Source organism: Mucilaginibacter ximonensis, from assembly GCF_042686265.1.
GTDB classification, from domain to species: Bacteria; Bacteroidota; Bacteroidia; order Sphingobacteriales; family Sphingobacteriaceae; genus Mucilaginibacter; species Mucilaginibacter ximonensis.
This window is the reverse complement of sequence record NZ_JBHUPD010000004.1, coordinates 64,992-81,108: the sequence shown is the minus strand read 5'-3', so window position 1 is coordinate 81,108 and position 16,117 is coordinate 64,992. Positions and strand designations below refer to the sequence as shown.

At 45.5% G+C, this 16,117-nt stretch carries 17 protein-coding genes and 1 tRNA gene; 10 read left to right on the top strand and 8 right to left on the bottom strand.

Annotated elements, in window-relative coordinates; all coding sequences use genetic code 11:
- Positions 1 to 222 precede the first annotated feature (222 nt).
- The 4 genes from ACFS5N_RS17495 to ACFS5N_RS17480 all read left to right on the top strand — a co-directional run bounded on the left by ACFS5N_RS17495 (position 223) and on the right by ACFS5N_RS17480 (position 3,119).
- A complete protein-coding gene (locus ACFS5N_RS17495; protein ID WP_377188658.1) occupies positions 223 to 660 on the top strand; it encodes a MarR family winged helix-turn-helix transcriptional regulator in 438 nt (145 codons plus the stop codon).
- 15 nt (positions 661 to 675) lie between these two features.
- Positions 676 to 1,281 (top strand): isochorismatase family protein, encoded by a 606-nt coding sequence (locus tag ACFS5N_RS17490; protein ID WP_377188655.1) that lies wholly within the window; start codon positions 676 to 678, stop codon positions 1,279 to 1,281.
- Complete coding sequence (locus tag ACFS5N_RS17485; protein ID WP_377188652.1) at positions 1,281 to 2,672, top strand: MFS transporter; 1,392 nt, start codon at positions 1,281 to 1,283, stop codon at positions 2,670 to 2,672. Before ACFS5N_RS17490 ends, ACFS5N_RS17485 begins: the two co-directional genes overlap by 1 nt.
- A 93-nt stretch (positions 2,673 to 2,765) precedes the next feature.
- The gene (locus ACFS5N_RS17480) at positions 2,766 to 3,119 is read left to right on the top strand and encodes a VOC family protein (protein ID WP_377188649.1); all 354 of its coding nucleotides are present in this window, start codon (positions 2,766 to 2,768) and stop codon (positions 3,117 to 3,119) included.
- A gap of 47 nt (positions 3,120 to 3,166) precedes the next feature.
- Here the strand turns inward: ACFS5N_RS17480 and ACFS5N_RS17475 are convergent, their stop codons facing one another.
- Positions 3,167 to 4,078, bottom strand: a complete 912-nt coding sequence (locus tag ACFS5N_RS17475) for a helix-turn-helix domain-containing protein (protein WP_377188645.1) — start codon at positions 4,076 to 4,078, stop codon at positions 3,167 to 3,169.
- 101 nt (positions 4,079 to 4,179) lie between these two features.
- Positions 4,180 to 5,061: an NmrA family NAD(P)-binding protein gene (locus ACFS5N_RS17470; protein ID WP_377188641.1), complete on the bottom strand. Its 882-nt coding sequence runs from the start codon at positions 5,059 to 5,061 to the stop codon at positions 4,180 to 4,182.
- Positions 5,062 to 5,461: 400 nt separating this feature from the next.
- On the opposite strand from ACFS5N_RS17470, the gene ACFS5N_RS17465 reads away from it, so the two are divergent.
- Both ACFS5N_RS17465 and ACFS5N_RS17460 read left to right on the top strand, forming a co-directional pair.
- Positions 5,462 to 6,466 (top strand): SDR family oxidoreductase, encoded by a 1,005-nt coding sequence (locus ACFS5N_RS17465; RefSeq protein ID WP_377188639.1) that lies wholly within the window; start codon positions 5,462 to 5,464, stop codon positions 6,464 to 6,466.
- Between the two features lie 7 nt (positions 6,467 to 6,473).
- Entirely contained in the window at positions 6,474 to 6,980 is a 507-nt protein-coding gene (locus ACFS5N_RS17460) for a DUF4142 domain-containing protein (protein ID WP_377188636.1), read from the top strand.
- A gap of 182 nt (positions 6,981 to 7,162) precedes the next feature.
- Here the strand turns inward: ACFS5N_RS17460 and ACFS5N_RS17455 are convergent.
- Positions 7,163 to 7,236 (bottom strand) — tRNA-Asn (locus ACFS5N_RS17455).
- Between the two features lie 209 nt (positions 7,237 to 7,445).
- Between ACFS5N_RS17455 and ACFS5N_RS17450 the strand changes: the two genes are divergently transcribed.
- Positions 7,446 to 8,363: a PfkB family carbohydrate kinase gene (locus tag ACFS5N_RS17450; RefSeq protein ID WP_377188633.1), complete on the top strand. Its 918-nt coding sequence runs from the start codon at positions 7,446 to 7,448 to the stop codon at positions 8,361 to 8,363.
- Positions 8,364 to 8,432: 69 nt separating this feature from the next.
- On the opposite strand, the gene ACFS5N_RS17445 is transcribed toward ACFS5N_RS17450, so the two are convergent.
- The 4 genes from ACFS5N_RS17445 to ACFS5N_RS17430 form a co-directional block, all read right to left on the bottom strand.
- The gene (locus ACFS5N_RS17445; RefSeq protein ID WP_377188630.1) at positions 8,433 to 10,073 is read right to left on the bottom strand and encodes a hypothetical protein; all 1,641 of its coding nucleotides are present in this window, start codon (positions 10,071 to 10,073) and stop codon (positions 8,433 to 8,435) included.
- Positions 10,070 to 10,657: an RNA polymerase sigma factor gene (locus ACFS5N_RS17440; RefSeq protein WP_377188628.1), complete on the bottom strand. Its 588-nt coding sequence runs from the start codon at positions 10,655 to 10,657 to the stop codon at positions 10,070 to 10,072. Before ACFS5N_RS17440 ends, ACFS5N_RS17445 begins: the two co-directional genes overlap by 4 nt.
- Positions 10,658 to 10,807: 150 nt before the next feature.
- Entirely contained in the window at positions 10,808 to 11,635 is an 828-nt protein-coding gene (locus ACFS5N_RS17435) for a hypothetical protein (protein ID WP_377188624.1), read from the bottom strand.
- 139 nt (positions 11,636 to 11,774) lie between these two features.
- Positions 11,775 to 12,011, bottom strand: a complete 237-nt coding sequence (locus tag ACFS5N_RS17430; RefSeq protein ID WP_377188621.1) for a cytochrome b5 domain-containing protein — start codon at positions 12,009 to 12,011, stop codon at positions 11,775 to 11,777.
- 212 nt (positions 12,012 to 12,223) lie between these two features.
- On the opposite strand from ACFS5N_RS17430, the gene ACFS5N_RS17425 reads away from it, so the two are divergent.
- The 3 genes from ACFS5N_RS17425 (at position 12,224) to ACFS5N_RS17415 (ending at position 15,226) form a co-directional block, all read left to right on the top strand.
- Positions 12,224 to 13,990, top strand: coding sequence for a sensor histidine kinase (locus ACFS5N_RS17425; RefSeq protein ID WP_377188618.1), 1,767 nt, complete (start codon positions 12,224 to 12,226; stop codon positions 13,988 to 13,990).
- The gene (locus tag ACFS5N_RS17420; RefSeq protein WP_377188615.1) at positions 13,987 to 14,742 is read left to right on the top strand and encodes a LytR/AlgR family response regulator transcription factor; all 756 of its coding nucleotides are present in this window, start codon (positions 13,987 to 13,989) and stop codon (positions 14,740 to 14,742) included. Before ACFS5N_RS17425 ends, ACFS5N_RS17420 begins: the two co-directional genes overlap by 4 nt.
- A 91-nt stretch (positions 14,743 to 14,833) precedes the next feature.
- A complete protein-coding gene (locus ACFS5N_RS17415) occupies positions 14,834 to 15,226 on the top strand; it encodes a hypothetical protein (protein ID WP_377188612.1) in 393 nt (130 codons plus the stop codon).
- A 3-nt stretch (positions 15,227 to 15,229) separates the two neighbouring features.
- On the opposite strand, the gene ACFS5N_RS17410 is transcribed toward ACFS5N_RS17415, so the two are convergent.
- A complete protein-coding gene (locus ACFS5N_RS17410; protein ID WP_377188609.1) occupies positions 15,230 to 16,096 on the bottom strand; it encodes an AraC family transcriptional regulator in 867 nt (288 codons plus the stop codon).
- Positions 16,097 to 16,117 lie beyond the last annotated feature (21 nt).

Here is a 16,117-nt window from a genome sequence, read left to right as displayed (position 1 = left end):
GGTGTCACCCTGAGCCTGTCGAAGGGCGGGCGTAGGCCTTTGCCCGCGTGCTTCGACAAGCTCAGCATGACACCTTTTTTATTGAATGATACTTCGCCGTTGTTACGCTATCACCAGCAACTTAATGTACTTACACTCAGATTTTACAAAAAAATAATACCACATTCCATATCTCATTACGTATATTTGCACAGGTAACCTGATAAGTTTACCTGTGCAAATATGGAAACATCACAACTGGCATCTGCATTTCGAATGGCCACCTCGCTGATCATTAAGCGCTTGCGGCGCTCGGTGAAATCGGCCAATTCATATTCAATTTCTGAATTTCAAACTTTATCGTACTTGTATCCTGACCAAGCATTTTCTGCCAGTGAACTGGCGACGATTGTGCGGGTTAAGCCGCAGTCGATGTCTGAATTGTTGATCAATTTGAAAGAATTGGGGATTGTCGAAAAAACACCGCATGAGGTGGATAAGCGCAAATCGCTAATCAGTTTAACTCAAAAAGGGCGGGAAATTGTAGAACATACCCGTTACGAGCGCGACGAGTGGCTGGCCAGGGCGATAGACAATACGCTGTCAGCCGAAGAAAAGCAGACACTGGAAGCTGCTGTTGCCATACTCAACAAAATAGTTGCTTACGAACCAAACATCTAACAAAACAACAAACCTATGATTACTGCACTTGACCCTAAAACCGCGCTGGTTTTAATTGACATGCAAAATGCCATCGCCGCCATTAAAGGCGCACATGCCTTTGATGGTATCGTTGAAAAAACAAAACAACTGATTGACGCCTTTCGCGAAAAGGACCTGCCGATAGTATTTGTAAATGTAAACCCTATTGGACAGGCCTGGACACAAAAGCGTGCCGACCAGCCGTCGCAAATGCCTAAAGATGAGGAAGGCATCCGCGCAGCTAAAAAGAACTGGGAAGAAAACGGCTTGGGTAATATTATCTCGCAACTGCAAGTTAAAGAAGGCGATATTATGGTTACCAAACATACCTGGAGCGCTTTCCCGAATACCAATCTACAGTCCGAACTGCAAAAACGTGGCATCACCGGTATTGTGCTGGCAGGTGTAGCTACCAGCATCGGTGTTGAAGGTACGGCCCGCGATGCGAGTGTTTTGGGCTACAACCTCACCTTCGCCAATGATGCTATGACCGATATGTTTTTGGAAGCGCATGATAATAGCATAGCCCGCATCTTCCCGCGTATTGGTGAGGTGGATACTACTGAGGCTATTGTTGCGAAAGTACGGGAGCTGGCTTAATGACGGCTAAAAAAGAAAAAGAGCCTATCCCCTGGAAATTTATGGCGCCACTGCTGTTGGGCACCATGATGAACCCGCTTAACTCAACCATGCTGGCAACGGCACTGTCTAGCTTATGCAACGCGTTCAAAATTACCCCGGGGCAGGGTGCTATACTGATAACCTCGTTATATGTAACGGCTACTATAGCCCAGCCTTTAATGGGCCGCCTGGCCGATATCTACAGCGCCAAGCGGGTAAATAACCTGGGTTTTGTATTGGTTTTTATAGCCGCGTTAGTGGGTATTTTTGCCCCCGGTTTTGCCTGGCTGGTAGCTTCAAGGATTTTATTGGGCCTGGGTACCTCGGCGGCCTACCCTTCGGGGATGGCGCTGGTGGGTAAACGTTATGCGCTGGAAAAACGCCCAGTACCCGGGCCAATATTAGCTATGATCGCCGTATCGGCGCAGGTAACGTTGGTTTTGGGCCCAACACTCGGCGGGGCGCTGACCCAATGGCTCGGCTGGCGCGGCATTTTTATGGTAAATGTGCCCTGGACCATCGTGGGGCTTATTCTGTCCAACACATTGCCAGACTACCCGCCTGCACCAAACGATAAAAAGCGCAACGTTTTTCAGCGGATAGACATACAAGGCATCCTGCTGTTTTGCTTGTTTCTGGGTTGCCTGCTGGCTGTGCTGTTAGCTAAAGATTTGAATGTGTATTTGGTCATAGCAACCATCATCGCGCTCGCCGGCCTTTGCCTTTGGGAGTGGCAAAACGAAGCGCCATTTATTGATGTAAAACTTTTGTGGCGCAAACCTTCGCTATCGCTGGTTTACGTACGCGGATTGGCAACCAGTTATATTTTGTATCTGGTGCTTTATGGCCTGCCGCAATGGCTTGAAGCCGTAAGGCGCCTGATACCAGTACATACCGGCTTGATTATGCTGCCAAATTCAATCACCGCTATTGCCGCAGGGTTGCTGGTAGCCCGCATTAATAGCTCGAAACTTCAAAATACGCTTGGCGTGGCCCTGCTTATTGTGGCTTGCTTCGGCATATTGTTTTTAAACGGAGAGATCCCGCTGCCGGTAGTGGTTTGTATTGGCATTACTGCCGGTATGGCCGAGGGCACTAATATCATCGCCAACCAAACTTTGCTGAACGATGAAGCGCCGCTTGACCAAAAAGGCGTGTCCTTTGGCTTGTACCGTACGGCGGCTTACATCGGCGCTATCTTGTCGGGCACGCAATTAAAGTCGGTTTTTGCACACGGGGTGACTGATCAGAGTTTCCATCATCTGGGCTTTTTTATAGCGGTGGCCTGCGGAATACTGTCATTGCTTTTATTGCCGTTGTTGTTGAAACCACTCCGCCCGGCCTCCCGCCAGCTGGCGGAGAGAAGCTGAGCTTAAATTGTTTAGTTAGTTTCTTTATTAAGATTAAGGCTGGCGGTGGTGTCGATAAAATAGTATCTTGGTTAAAATACCTAGATAGGCCTTATGAAAGCACTTAGCATTGCCATTGTTGTACATGTAACAGACCTTGAAGCTTCATTGTCGTATTATATTGATGTGTTAGGGTTTACAATGGATTTTCGTTTTGGCGATTACGCCGGATTACTTTTAGATGATGTACTGATACATCTAAGCGGCCCCAATAACGAGGGACAAAAGAAACCCCCGGGCGGCGCACATTTTTGCATTGATCTGAATGAGATAGATGATTACTACCAACTACTACAGCGCAAAGGCACCAATATAACCGTGGCGATGGCCGACCGTATATATGGCATACGCGATTTCGCTGTAGATGATCCGGATGGAAATACGATTGTGTTCGGAATGGCGATATAAACACCCTTTCCGGCCTCCCGCCAGCTGGCGGGAGGCCGGAAAGGGTGCTAATTAAACGTCGCTCTAAATTCCAATGGCGAAAGGCTCGTCTTCGTTTTAAATAATTTACTGAAGGATTGCGGATGCTCAAATCCCAGCTGATAAGCAATCTCACTTACTGATAGTCCGGTAGTTGACAGTTTTTCTTTAGCCTTGGCAATGAGCTTTTCGTGAATGTGTTGCTGGGCGCTTTGGCCGCTGAGCACTTTGAGTAGTCCGCTCAGGTAGCTTGGCGAAACGTTAAGCTGTTCGGCCACAAAACTTACTGTCGGCAGGCCTTTCTTTAGGATGTCTTCGCTATTAAAATAAGCATTGAGCAGGTTATCTAATCTGTCCAGCATCTGATGGTTAACAATTTGCCGGGTAATAAACTGGCGGTTATAAAAGCGCTCGGCATGTTTAAGCAGCAGTTCCAGTTGAGCTAACATAATAGACTGGCTAAATTTATCTATCCGCGCCTGGTATTCCTGCTGGATGCTTTTCATCATCCCGATGATTGTTTCTTCTTCTTTTTCAGACACAAACAGCGCCTCATGTACCGAGTAGTTAAAAAACTCATACTTTTTGATATCCTTAGCCAGTGCCGAGTTCCAGAAAAAATCGGGGTGTACCAGCAGCAGCCAGCCCGATCTTTGTACGGGTTTGCCGTTCTCTATAGTAATACCAAAAACCTGGCCCGGCGAAATAAAGAACATAATGCCCTCGTCAAAATCGTACTGTTGCTGGCCGTATTTTAGCTTAGCGTTAAAATCGCGCTTTAGCGAGATCGAATAGAAATCAAACACCATTACAAAATGTTCATTCGCCGGCGGCATATTAAACGTCGACAGATCGATCACGCTGATAAGCGGATGCTCTGGCGCAGGAAGACCCATGATCTGGTGGTATTCGCTGATGGTTTTTATGCGGTGTGGTGTCATCCCAATTTTTTTATTTAAACAGGAGATACAAAATGTTGTGTCTCTACGAATACGATAAAACGTAAAGACGCAATATTTTGCGTCTCTTTTACAAGATACGGTTATTGCTGATTATATCGCGCAGCAAATTCTTTGGCGAACTCTTCCAGTTTAACTTTGCCTAATACCGGTTTGTGCTTTTCATAATCCTCATGCAGTAAGCCGGTATGGCAGGCGGCATATAGCTCGGCCAGTTCTTCTGCCAGCGCCGGCGGCACCCCGTTTGCCTCCAGGTTAGCCTTAAACTGCTCGTCGCTAATGATGATCCATTGAATTTCTTTGCCAATGGCGTCGCCCAGCGCTTTTGCAGCTTCGTTGCAGGTACGTTCGTCGCTGGCTACGTAGCGTATACGGCGGCCTTTTTTGGTTGATGTCAACTCGTCGGCAGCCGCTTCGGCAATGTCTTTTGGCGATACGAAAGTCACCAGGTCATCGCCACCGTAGTTGGTGTAGATATTGCCTGTTGCTTTAATCATCGGGATATAGGCAAACGTGTTGTAGTAAATATAGCAAGCCCGTAGTAATATCAGTGATTCCAGGTTAAGGTCGCTCAGGTCGTTCTCAATAAAGTGGTGATCCTTGATTAAACCAGTACCCTCTGGCAAATGTGCGCCATAGCTGCTCACATACAACACATTTTGTACGCCCGATTTTTTGATGGCCTGTGTAATGGCCTTTCCTATTTTGTGTGTACGTGCAGCCAGATCAGGAGCAGTCATATCTGGCGGTACCATGGTGTGTACGGCGTCTGCGCCGGTAAATGCATTGTTCAGGAAATCGGCGTCTTCAACACTGCCTACTGCAGCTTTGGCGCCTAAGTTTTCAATTTCGGCTACGCGGTTGGCACTACTGGTAATCACGGTTACCTCGTGGCCTTGTTTAACCAATTGTTCGGTTAGGGGTTTGCCTATGTGGCCCAGAGAGCCCATTACGGTGATCTTCATATGTTTCTATTTTTTTGGATGGTGTAAAGGTCGGGAGACCGGGAAAAACAGAAGTAGCCAAATCCACTGATGTTGTAGCCAAAAAAATGACGCTTACCTGCCGATCTATGACAATTAGTATTTTTGGGTGATCGATCTGTACACGATCATCCGAGCGGTACTCCAAAATGTTCAATAGCTCGATATAGCTCCATTGAGCATCCCGCATAAAAAAGATCGGGTCACTGAGATAAATACGCGATCTCATCCGGTAATTACCTGATTTTATCCATAGTTGGGATTGCTGCACGATGATTGTATCAATCTTACCAGTAAGATCATAGGTAAATTTCGACGCTTATCTGCTCAGAACGCTGAGCGTTAGGTCAGCATCACTAAATACTTATAAAACTTAACAGCTATGGACAAAAAGAACCAAATGAGCCGACGCCAGGTCATAGCCGGTTTAGGCACAACCCTTGCAGCCGCGGCTATCACACCTGCCTTCGGGGCAGCTGCATCATCGCAGCAAGCGGACGGAGATGTAAAACTGATCGACCCCAGGCCGTTGTATCCCAAACCGCCATTTAAAAGCCAGCCGCAGCCCTGGCCTGGTTTGCAAAGCAAAATGGACCCGGTGCCTGATTGCGGAGAAACAAGTTACAAAGGGTCGGGACGCCTGATGGGCCGCAAGGCGCTGATTACCGGCGGGGACTCGGGTATGGGGCGTGCAGCAGCGATCGCCTATGCCCGGGAAGGTGCCGATGTGGCTATTAACTATTATCCGAGCGAAGAACCAGACGCCCGCGAGGTCATCGCGCTGATCAGAAAGGCCGGCCGTAAAGCGGTTGCGATCCCCGGCGACCTGCGCGAAGAGGCCTTCTGTAAGCAACTGGTGCAAAGGGCGATCAGCGAACTGGGCGGGCTCGACATTATTGTCAATAACGCCGGCCGGCAGCAATCGATCAATTCGATCACGGATGTGACCACCGAAGAATTCGATGCAACTATGAAAACTAATATTTACGCACCATTCTGGATCATCAAAGAAGCGTTACCGCATCTGCCGCCGGGTTCGGCGATCATCGGCACCACATCAGAGCAAGCCTATGATCCGTCGCCCGACCTGTATGCGTATGCCCAAACCAAAGCAGCGACGATGAACTATGTAAAATCGCTGGCCAAGCAATTAGGACCAAAGGGTATACGCGTAAATGGTGTAGCGCCGGGACCGATTTGGACGGCCCTGCAGATCAGTGGCGGCGCACAGCCCGAAAAGCAACAAATGTTTGGTAGCTGGACGATGCTTGGCCGGCCGGGTCAGCCTGCGGAGCTGGCTTCGATCTATGTGCAACTGGCGGCTGCCGATGCCAGCTTTGCTTCCGGGCAGGTGTATGGATCATCCGGCGGTGTTGGACAACCTTAATACAGAAATGATGAGAAAAATATGCTTTATGACACTGGTAGCAATATGTTGCCAGAGAGCCGTGGCACAGATCCCGCAACCCGACCCCGATACGACGGCCCGGCACTTCCTGATCGTCGCCAGCATCAAGAACTTGCAAGAGGTAAGCGCTGGGCAGCTAGCAGTGCAGCAGGCTAAAAATGCGGAAGTGCGCAACTTCGGGCAAATGATGGTGACTGACCATGGCCATGCAGAGCAGGAATTGCTACAGTTGGCTAAAAGAAAAAACATCACCATCCCGCCAGCAGCCAGCGGTGGTATCCAGCCTGACCCTATGCTAAAAAATGCGGGTGCGCAATTTGACCAACTGTTTGTTCATGCGATGTTGGCGGGGCATGAAAATGCGGTGCAGACTTTTCAGAACTATGCGACTACCGGGAAAGACCCTGACGTGCGCACGTTTGCCCGGCAAATGTTGCCAACGCTTCAGTTGCACCTGGAACGTATCAAAGTGATTGAAAAAGAAGTCAAGTAGTAGCAAAAGTAACTTAGATAAACTTTTAAAAAACTAATTGTTTATAAGGAGAAAATAGGGCTCAAGCAGAAATAATGTTGAAGTAACCGACAAAATAATAAAAAAGCCGCATCGAATTGATACGGCTTTCATAAAAAAATTTTTGGATAATTTTAACACCATTATAGTATAGTGTTATTTTGCTCCTGAGGCTGGGCTCGAACCAGCGACCCTCTGATTAACAGTCAGATGCTCTAACCGGCTGAGCTACTCAGGAGTGTTTTCCGGTTTGGAGTGTGCAAAAGTATAATTTCTTCGATTATTTCGCAATGTTTTTTTAAAAAAAATATAAGTAGCTAAATATGAGACCGATTATTTTTCGCGATTTCTTTAGTGCAGCTTTAACCGGCAAATTATAGCACGAAAGGCCCATATGATAAGTGACAGATTTTAATGATATTTGCGAAAAAAAATCATAAGATATAGATGAGTTTATTAGTTATTGGTACGGTGGCGTTTGACGCTATTGAAACACCTTTTGGTAAGACAGATAAAATTGTTGGGGGCGCCGCTACCTATGCCGGTTTAGCCGCTTCTTACTTTTACGATAAAACTAAAATTGTTGCCGTAGTGGGCGATGATTTTCCGCAGAGCGAGATTGCCGATTTTAATGCTCATGGCATTGATACCGAAGGTTTGCAGATTAAAAAAGGCGAGAAGTCTTTTTTTTGGAGCGGTAAGTACCATAACGATATGAACAGCCGCGATACACTGGTAACTGAGCTGAATGTGCTTGCAGATTTTGATCCGGTTATTCCGGAAAGCTACCAGGACTGCGAGTATTTGATGCTGGGTAACCTTACACCGCAAATACAGCAAACAGTTATTAAAAGGCTTAAAAACAGGCCAAAATTAATTGTGATGGACACCATGAATTTCTGGATGGATATCGCAATGGACGATTTGCTGGAAACCATAAAGCTGGTTGATGTATTAACTATCAATGATGCAGAGGCGCGCCAGTTGTCAGGCGAATATTCATTGGTTAAAGCGGCAGCTAAAATTTTAACCATGGGCCCCAAATACCTTATCATAAAAAAAGGCGAGCATGGTGCGCTATTGTTTCATGAAGACAAGATATTCTCGGCATCGGCCCTGCCGTTGGCCGAGGTGTTTGACCCTACCGGTGCAGGCGATACTTTTGCAGGTGGTTTTATTGGTTATATGGCCAAGGTGGGTACTATTAGTTTCCACAATATGAAAAATGCTATCATTTTTGGTTCGGCACTGGCTTCATTCTGCGTAGAAAAGTTTGGTACCGAGAAAATTAAGAATCTAACAGAGGCCGAAGTTAGTAATCGTGTTCAGCAGTTTGTGCAGCTGTCGGCTTTTGAAATTGCGTAACTAAATCGCTGCATAGAAAAAGGGCGGGATGAGATGATCATTCCGCCCTTTTTGTTTAACACGAGCAACTTATTTTTTACTCTTGTTAAGTTTAATGCCGATGGTAAGTTGCAGACTATTCATATTGGCCGAATAACCTCCTAAAGATGAACTTATTTTTTGCCCCTTTGTGTAATAGTTATAGGTAGCATCAAGCCATAAAAATTTATAGCTGAAACCTACACCTGCAGAGGCGCCTAACTGAACCTTATTGGACATACTGGTGGCATTAAGGGCTTGGGTTATCGGGCTTTTTGTTCCGGTAGAATCATTAGCCGCGTTAGGGAATGTGCCGTTAGCTGTTTTTGCCTGGATGCTTAAAAGCGGCCCTGCTTTTAAACTGATATTTGATACAGGTTTGTAAATTAAATGTATCGGAACATCAATAGTATAAACCTTGCGTGAATCACTTATCAGTATGGTTTCTGATGCGCCTGGGTAGGTATATGTGCCGCTTACGGCATGCGGTACCAAAAACCGGCTTTGCAAGCCTACAGCCCAACGGTCGTTAACGTTATAGGTGCCAAATAATCCTAAATATATATCAGCTGGCAAACTACCATAGAAATTATGATTTTGCGATTTTGGTGTCCAGGTGCCTAAACCATCGGTACCGGCAAGTATACCCCAGTCGAGCTTGGTACTCCATGCAGCTTTAGCAGCTTTTGCCCGCTTAGTGGCCGGTAAATTTGTTTTCAAGTTTCTATACGCGCTGGTGGTTCCGGCACCTTGCCTTGAAGCGTTTATTGATTTGTTAAATATGGCTTCGGCGCTTGTCCGGCTGTCGGTGCCGGCTGTTATCTCATCCCAGATTAAGGCAGCTAAGGGCGGTGTTGCGTTAATAGCTAACTTACTACCATCATAACCGTTGTTTTGCCACCGGGTATTAACGTTATTAGTCTGGTTTGGCCGATTATCGCCCGGCGATAAAACGTTTTGGCGGCCATGGCTTCCCGTAGCACCGTTGTTTACCCAACGGGCGGCATTTTTAGCTAACAATATACGGCTGTTTTTTGCCGATGACGATGCCCCCCGGTGTGCGCCACTAACTGAGTTATTACCGTATGTAGCATGATTAGGCTGCAAGTGCGTGTGATTGGCAGGTATCAGTCCGCTATTCGCCCCGTTATTTTTTACTGATGATGATAGTCGCTTATCTGTAATGTCGTTATTGGCAGTTTTATTTAAATGGGCATTATACCCGGCAGCTGATTTTGCAGTCTCGTCAACACCTAAAGGAGTGCCCGGCTCCTGTTTTGAATTATCTGTACTACTATCGTCAGTTGTATGCTTCTGATCGTCTGTTTTTAAAGCATTGCTGTTTACTATACTATCCTTGTCAATCCGGGCTTTGGTTTCTTTATGAATTTCTGGTGGCTTTTGATTGATATAATGTATGGCAAAATAGGTAATACCACTCCCTATAATCAGCCCGGCCGTTGCGTACAGCAGCTTGAATTTAGCCAGGTTTAACAGTTTGGCGCCGGTACTTAAGCCGCCATCGCCGCTGCTGTTGCCTGTTTTATTACCGTTAGCAGGTTGGTTAGTTAGCGGCATGTGCTTATCTAAAAGCTGGTGCATGGCAGACCAATCATCTTGCACTTTAGTGTCAATGTGCAGCTCATTGCGTTTTTGCTGCCAAAGCTTGAGGTATTGGTTCCAATTTCTCATATGGCTTTGTCACTCCTTTCTGATGAGCCGTTGCCGGGATTAGGGGTATTTAACAACGTTCGTAATTTTCTTTTAGCCTCGGCCAAATGCCAGCGCGAGGTACCTTCACTAATATTCAATTGCTCGGCTATTTCTTTATGACTAAAGCCATCTATTTCATAGAGGTTAAAAACAGTTTGAGTGGCAAATGGAAGCGTTCGTATTTTTGCCAAAATGTCCTCATAATACAGATTCTCCAATACTTTGGCCGGTATAAAAAAATCGTCATCATGTTCCTGGCCTACTACCGTGAGCGAAACAAATTTTAACTCCTTACGGCAAAGGTCGATTGATGTAAATACCATGATCTTGCGTATCCACCCACCCAGTTCGCCTTTTTCGCTGTCAAAATTTTTGATGGATTGAAAAACCTTCAGGAAGCCGTTGTTGAACGCTTCTTTAGCCAGTTCTTTATCAGGTAGATAGCTATGGCAAACCCGCAGCATGTCGGCATAAAAAAGCTTGTATAAAGCCTCCTGCGCCGACCGGTTGTTATTTATACAACCGGCAACCAATTCCTGAACTTGGTGTTTAGGTATATTCATTCAAAAATTATCGCTTACAGAGCTTCGTTTTGTTGCTCTTCGAAACGAGTTATCGAAACGTTGGGTTCATCTTAAAGTATTTTAAATATACAGGAGTTTGGCCGTAGTTATGCGCCAAACCCCTGTATTAATAAATTTAAATTTTTATCATTACAGCGTGATGTGTGTTGAGGTAAATGTAACCCCTGATGTATAATTCCAGGTAATATCCACATAATTATGGCCATACACCATTGACCCCGTATAGGTTGTACCGCCAACTTTAATGGTTAACGGGTAAACCGTGCCCACCACTACCGGCGAATTAACCTGAGGGAAAAATTCTATTCTGGCCATTATTGGTTGGTTAGGTTTGGCGCAAGCGCTTGCGCCAGGCTGAAGTACGTTTGGAATGTCTATGGCAAAGTTATTATTGAACTGCGACTGCTGTAAGTTAAATGAACTGTTGCCGCATGGATACGTATTGACAGAATTGATGGTGAATATCACATCAAGCGAGTCAGTATTCGGTAGTTTCCAAAGCTTGGCTGTGATTGACAGATCGCCGGCTACAGGAATAATAGTAGTGGTATCATGTTGTGCAGGCGGCGGTGGCGGCGGAGGATTGGTGTTTGTTGGCGGTGGTGTGTATTGTTGATTTAACACTGTAACTGTTGTAGATACGGATGCGCCGCCATTGCTGGTAGCACTTATAGTATAAGTGCCGGGTTTAAAAAATGCATATATCATTTTGTTGTTAGACATATGGAAGTAAGAATAATAAGTGTCGCTGCCCCCGGGATTTGAAGGACTGACACTAAATCTAACTGAGTCGTGCGAAGTTGTACCTAATAAATACAGGGTGTCAAATTGATTTAGCTTTACAGTATGCTGGCTTGCAATAAGCTGTAATGGCTGCTGGCCGATCTCCTTTTTGCATCCTATTATTAACGCTGTCGATAGTAATATTGCTGCCGATAAATAAATTAAGTTTTTCATTTCTTTTAAGTTTTAAAGGTTTAGGACGTCCTTCTATTTGCATCATCGGGAAAGATTTGCAAAACGTTGGGTAACAGCGAAGAAATAAAAATTGAATATCTGATGCCGGTAAATGGCACCGGACATATGACGGTAAATACTAGGCTAATTTACCTATCGGGTCAAAATTCTGGAACACCCATTCGTCGTGTGGAGCATCGCCTAGCTCGTGGGTAAGGTCCTGGCCGGCCCAATGCTCGTAGTGCTTACCATTGCGCCAAAGGCGGCTACGGCTAACATCGTAAATCAAGCCCTTATAAGCCACCCAAACCTCGGGCTTATCCTGCCCGTTACGCAGGGCCAGTTGCGATTTAGTATATACGGGTAAGTCGCTCATTGTTGATTTTAAAGTCAAATTTAAGCAAAGTCTGCAGATATTGAGCCGGTAACATACACGTTGATTGGGGTTAAAATGCCTGGCAAACTAACCGCTACACCATACCAACCAAATCCTGCCTCAATTATACCGGCCACTATGCGGCCATTGTTCTACCTGCCTGGCCAATGCATTTTTGTGATGTAATTAAAAAACACTAAACTTAAATGCACATGAAAAGTAAAAAATTACTCCTGGTTACCTGGCTTGTCTGCGGGTACGGGTTCTTGAGAACCGGTTATGCACAAAAGGGCCGTTTTATGTTTGATATCGAAGAAACCGATAAAAAAACCTTGATCAGGAGCCCGGCTTCTTATTCCATTGCAGAGGAGGCCCTGTACCAGATTCCTTACCACAATTCAAAAAAGAAGCAGATTTATTTTAAAGAGAAAAATACCACCCTGGTCTTGAACATGGGCCTCGCAAAAGATGAGGTATTTCATAGCCCAATTATGCTGGGCGTTAAGATAAATACGCCTGACGGCGAGGCCGTTTCTGTGCCGGTAAAGTCTCTTTCAAAATCTTATACCAGTTACACGATCAAAGATTCGGCCTCTGCCGAAATTGTAGCAATGGGCATCAGCAGCGATAATGTTAACGACTACCGCTACCGGGTAATTGAGAATGATAGTATAGTGATCGTCCCCTGGTCAAAAATCCCGCTGCAAAAAAATTATGGCGCTTTAAAACCTTATGGTTTTGCGGGAAAATACCGCTCGCCCGGAAAGCAGTTGCTGGTAGAGGTACAGAATATCAAAAATTACAGTATCCGTGATGGGATCTTATTCGACTGGCGCAGCAATTTCAAGCCGGTACTCACACAAATAACCATTTCTTTGGAAACCAACAAACCCTATGGCGAGGCCTTCAACCTGAGCAACGTTAAAGCCAATAGGGGCTACGCAAAAAAGTTTGACGCCGGTGGTATCATCCCAGCCGATTTCAGTTTTCCGGTTGACAGCGTATCAATGATCCGGTTTGATTTTGCGCGCCATGAAACGGTGCCCTACATTGTAAGCGTTGTACATTATAGGGATAAGGATGTGGACGATACACAGGCCGGATACTATATTCTGGACAATCATTTTGATCTGGATAGCAAATACTTCAAAGAGCCGGGCAGTTACGAGATCCGCATACAATCAACCTTCAGCGGAAAAGAAGATCAACTGATACATATACCCTTCGAGGTAAAACCGCCGCCGCTGGGGCAGAAAAAAGTCTCCATTAAACAACTTATACCTTACACCGTTGCAGCCCTTTTAGGGGTTGCAACGGTGTTTTATGTATACCGCCGTCAAAGCAGGGCCAGGTTGCAACGTACCGAGCGCGATAAGGAAATGGTAGGTTTGAAATTAAGATCGATCCGCGCGCAGCTGAACCCGCATTTTATGTTTAATGCCCTTACATCGATACAAAACCTCATCAATAAAAACAACATCAGCGGCGCCAATTATTACCTGTCGAAATTTGCAGGCCTCACCCGCCAGGTGTTGGATGGTGCCAACGAGGAAATGATCAGTCTGGAGGATGAATTACGGATACTTGATGATTACCTGCAAATGGAACAGTTGCGCTTTAATTTTAAATACCTCATAACCGCTGATGAAACGCTGGATGCCGCCAATATTGAAATACCCACAATGCTGCTGCAGCCCTTCGTGGAGAATGCCATTAAACACGGTATAGCAACGCTCGGCAACGAGGGCGAGATAAAGATAACCATATCGCAGGAACACAAAGACCTGCTGTTGTCGGTAACCGACAATGGTGTAGGTTTTGATCACGATGATAAGTCTGACGGTTACGGTATCAAATTGAGCCTGGACAGGGTGGCCCTGCTGAATGAGAATTATCCGGGCCAAAGTATAACTTTGCACATTGCGGCACAAAAGCCCGGCACCCGGGTAAACATCCGCTTATCAAATTGGATATCATGAGCATTAAAGCTATCATCGTTGACGACGAAGCCAATAATATCGAAAACCTGCAGCTCATTATCAAAGCCTATTGCCCTGAGGTTGATGTCATAGCCACTGCTCAAAATGCCGATGAGGGTTTGACGATGATCCAACGGTATCAGCCCGATCTGCTTTTTCTGGATATCCAGATGCCGCAGCGTTCGGGTTTTGATCTGCTGGCGGCAATCCCGCAGATAGATTTTGAGATCATCTTTATCACTGCTTACGATAAGTACGGCATTCGCGCCATTAAATTTTCTGCACTCGACTATTTGCTGAAGCCCATCAATATCGATGAGTTTAAAGCGGCAGTTTTAAAAGCCCGAAAGAAGATTGAAAGCAAAAAGCATAATCTTAGTATTGAAAACCTGCTGCATTACATCAAAGCCGGTAATACCGCAATACCCAAAATAGCGCTGCCTACGCTCAAAGAAATTATGTATGTAAAGGTTACGGATATTGTACGATGCGAGGCCTCGAACAGCTACACCCTGTTTTACCTGCAAAACGGCGAGCAGGTGCTGGTATGCAAAACGCTTAGGGAGTTTGCCGATCTGCTCAAACCTTATAATTTTATCCGCAGCCACCAATCGCACCTGGTGAATATTAATTTTATAAAAAGCTATCTGAGCGAAGATGGCGGAACACTGCTGCTTATCAATGCGCAAAAGGTGCCTATATCCAGGCAGAACAGGGAAACAGTGAAATCTGCGTTGAATAATATTGTGTGATAAGCATCGGCGAGGCGTGTCTTGTAATTAACCGGGTCCGCCAAAACCTTTCACAAACTCTGTTTGTAGTAGAGATTGTAAATAATACAGTATGATGTCTTTACAAACTCAAGTAGCCTGGTTGTTTCTTATCGCTATCCCAATAGCCTGCATTGCCTGGACGGTGACCCACGAAGAAGTATTTCGGGAGCCCCGCGAGTTTTGCGTGAAGCAAAGCAAAACGGGAAAGACAATTGTGCGACGCAAGTTTTTTTACCTGTTTACCTGCGAATACTGCTTTAGCCACTATGTAACGGCCTTGATGCTGTTTATCACCAATTATAAATTATTGCTGGACGGCTGGCGCGGCTACCTGTTAGCCGGCTTTGCCCTGGTTTGGATAGCCAACCTGTATATGGCCATTTTTGCACTGATAAAAGTGGATGTAAACCTGGAACGCCTGCAAGTAAAAAAAGAGGAGCAGGAACAAAAGAAAGAGTCCTAGATACTATTTAAACACCGTTTTCTGATAAACCAGCGGGCTTTTACCTGTAATGCTTTTAAAGTACTTATGAAAGCTGGTGAAGTTATGAAAACCGCTTTCATAGCAGATCTGTTTCAGGTTCATTTTGTTTTCAATAAGCAGCTTGCAGGCATGTCCCACACGTATCTCATTAATAAACTGCAGATAAGTTTTACTGGTACGCGATTTAAAGTAGCGGCAAAAAGAGTTAGGCGAGATGTTTGCCACTTCAGCCATTTCTTCAATCTGGATCTTACGCTTAAAGTTGGCTATTGAGTAATTGTAAATAGCATTAATGCGGTCGTTCTCTGAAGTTGCAAAGTCAACCCGCGAACCTATGGATGAGATCACCTCAACCTGTTTGGCATTGCCAACACGCATCAGCGATTCCATGAGCAGCATGATCTTTTGCGGCCCTTCGGCTTTAACGGTTGCCTCAATCAGTTTGCCTAATGGCAACTGGTCGTCCCCGTTAACTTTAATGCCATGTTTTGATTTTTCGAGTATGTTGCGGATGATGGTGTTTTCCGGTAGCTGCAGGAAACTGTCGCCCCAAAAGTTCTCGTTGAAATGGATTACGCTAACGTCAGCGTGGTTGTTCTCTTCGTCTTCAAAATAAATATTATCGAAACGCCAGTAATGCGGCAGGTTCGAGCCTACCAAGTACACATCGCCCGACTGGAAGTGCTGTATACTATCGCCAATAAAGCGCGTGCCGTTGCCTTGCCTGAAATAAATAAGCTCAACCTCCGGATGGTAATGCCAGTGGTTATTTACATAAGGCACCTTGTCCTGCCTCGAGCTGAACGAGTGCACCAGGTCATTAGATACTTTGAGCAGTTGCGGTTTCATTGGGGTTTAATATTATCTAAT

What these genes read in the sequence shown, in the direction of transcription:
- ACFS5N_RS17435 (WP_377188624.1), bottom strand. Translation starts at nt 11,635, where the DNA reads ATGAAAAACTTAATTTATTTATCGGCAGCAATATTACTATCGACAGCG.
- ACFS5N_RS17430 (WP_377188621.1), bottom strand. Translation starts at nt 12,011, where the DNA reads ATGAGCGACTTACCCGTATATACTAAATCGCAACTGGCCCTGCGTAAC.
- ACFS5N_RS17450 (WP_377188633.1), top strand. Translation starts at nt 7,446, where the DNA reads ATGAGTTTATTAGTTATTGGTACGGTGGCGTTTGACGCTATTGAAACA.
- ACFS5N_RS17460 (WP_377188636.1), top strand. Translation starts at nt 6,474, where the DNA reads ATGATGAGAAAAATATGCTTTATGACACTGGTAGCAATATGTTGCCAG.
- ACFS5N_RS17420 (WP_377188615.1), top strand. Translation starts at nt 13,987, where the DNA reads ATGAGCATTAAAGCTATCATCGTTGACGACGAAGCCAATAATATCGAA.
- ACFS5N_RS17440 (WP_377188628.1), bottom strand. Translation starts at nt 10,657, where the DNA reads ATGAATATACCTAAACACCAAGTTCAGGAATTGGTTGCCGGTTGTATA.
- ACFS5N_RS17465 (WP_377188639.1), top strand. Translation starts at nt 5,462, where the DNA reads ATGGACAAAAAGAACCAAATGAGCCGACGCCAGGTCATAGCCGGTTTA.
- ACFS5N_RS17445 (WP_377188630.1), bottom strand. Translation starts at nt 10,073, where the DNA reads ATGAGAAATTGGAACCAATACCTCAAGCTTTGGCAGCAAAAACGCAAT.
- ACFS5N_RS17475 (WP_377188645.1), bottom strand. Translation starts at nt 4,078, where the DNA reads ATGACACCACACCGCATAAAAACCATCAGCGAATACCACCAGATCATG.
- ACFS5N_RS17485 (WP_377188652.1), top strand. Translation starts at nt 1,281, where the DNA reads ATGACGGCTAAAAAAGAAAAAGAGCCTATCCCCTGGAAATTTATGGCG.
- ACFS5N_RS17410 (WP_377188609.1), bottom strand. Translation starts at nt 16,096, where the DNA reads ATGAAACCGCAACTGCTCAAAGTATCTAATGACCTGGTGCACTCGTTC.
- ACFS5N_RS17415 (WP_377188612.1), top strand. Translation starts at nt 14,834, where the DNA reads ATGATGTCTTTACAAACTCAAGTAGCCTGGTTGTTTCTTATCGCTATC.
- ACFS5N_RS17470 (WP_377188641.1), bottom strand. Translation starts at nt 5,061, where the DNA reads ATGAAGATCACCGTAATGGGCTCTCTGGGCCACATAGGCAAACCCCTA.
- ACFS5N_RS17490 (WP_377188655.1), top strand. Translation starts at nt 676, where the DNA reads ATGATTACTGCACTTGACCCTAAAACCGCGCTGGTTTTAATTGACATG.
- ACFS5N_RS17495 (WP_377188658.1), top strand. Translation starts at nt 223, where the DNA reads ATGGAAACATCACAACTGGCATCTGCATTTCGAATGGCCACCTCGCTG.
- ACFS5N_RS17425 (WP_377188618.1), top strand. Translation starts at nt 12,224, where the DNA reads ATGAAAAGTAAAAAATTACTCCTGGTTACCTGGCTTGTCTGCGGGTAC.
- ACFS5N_RS17480 (WP_377188649.1), top strand. Translation starts at nt 2,766, where the DNA reads ATGAAAGCACTTAGCATTGCCATTGTTGTACATGTAACAGACCTTGAA.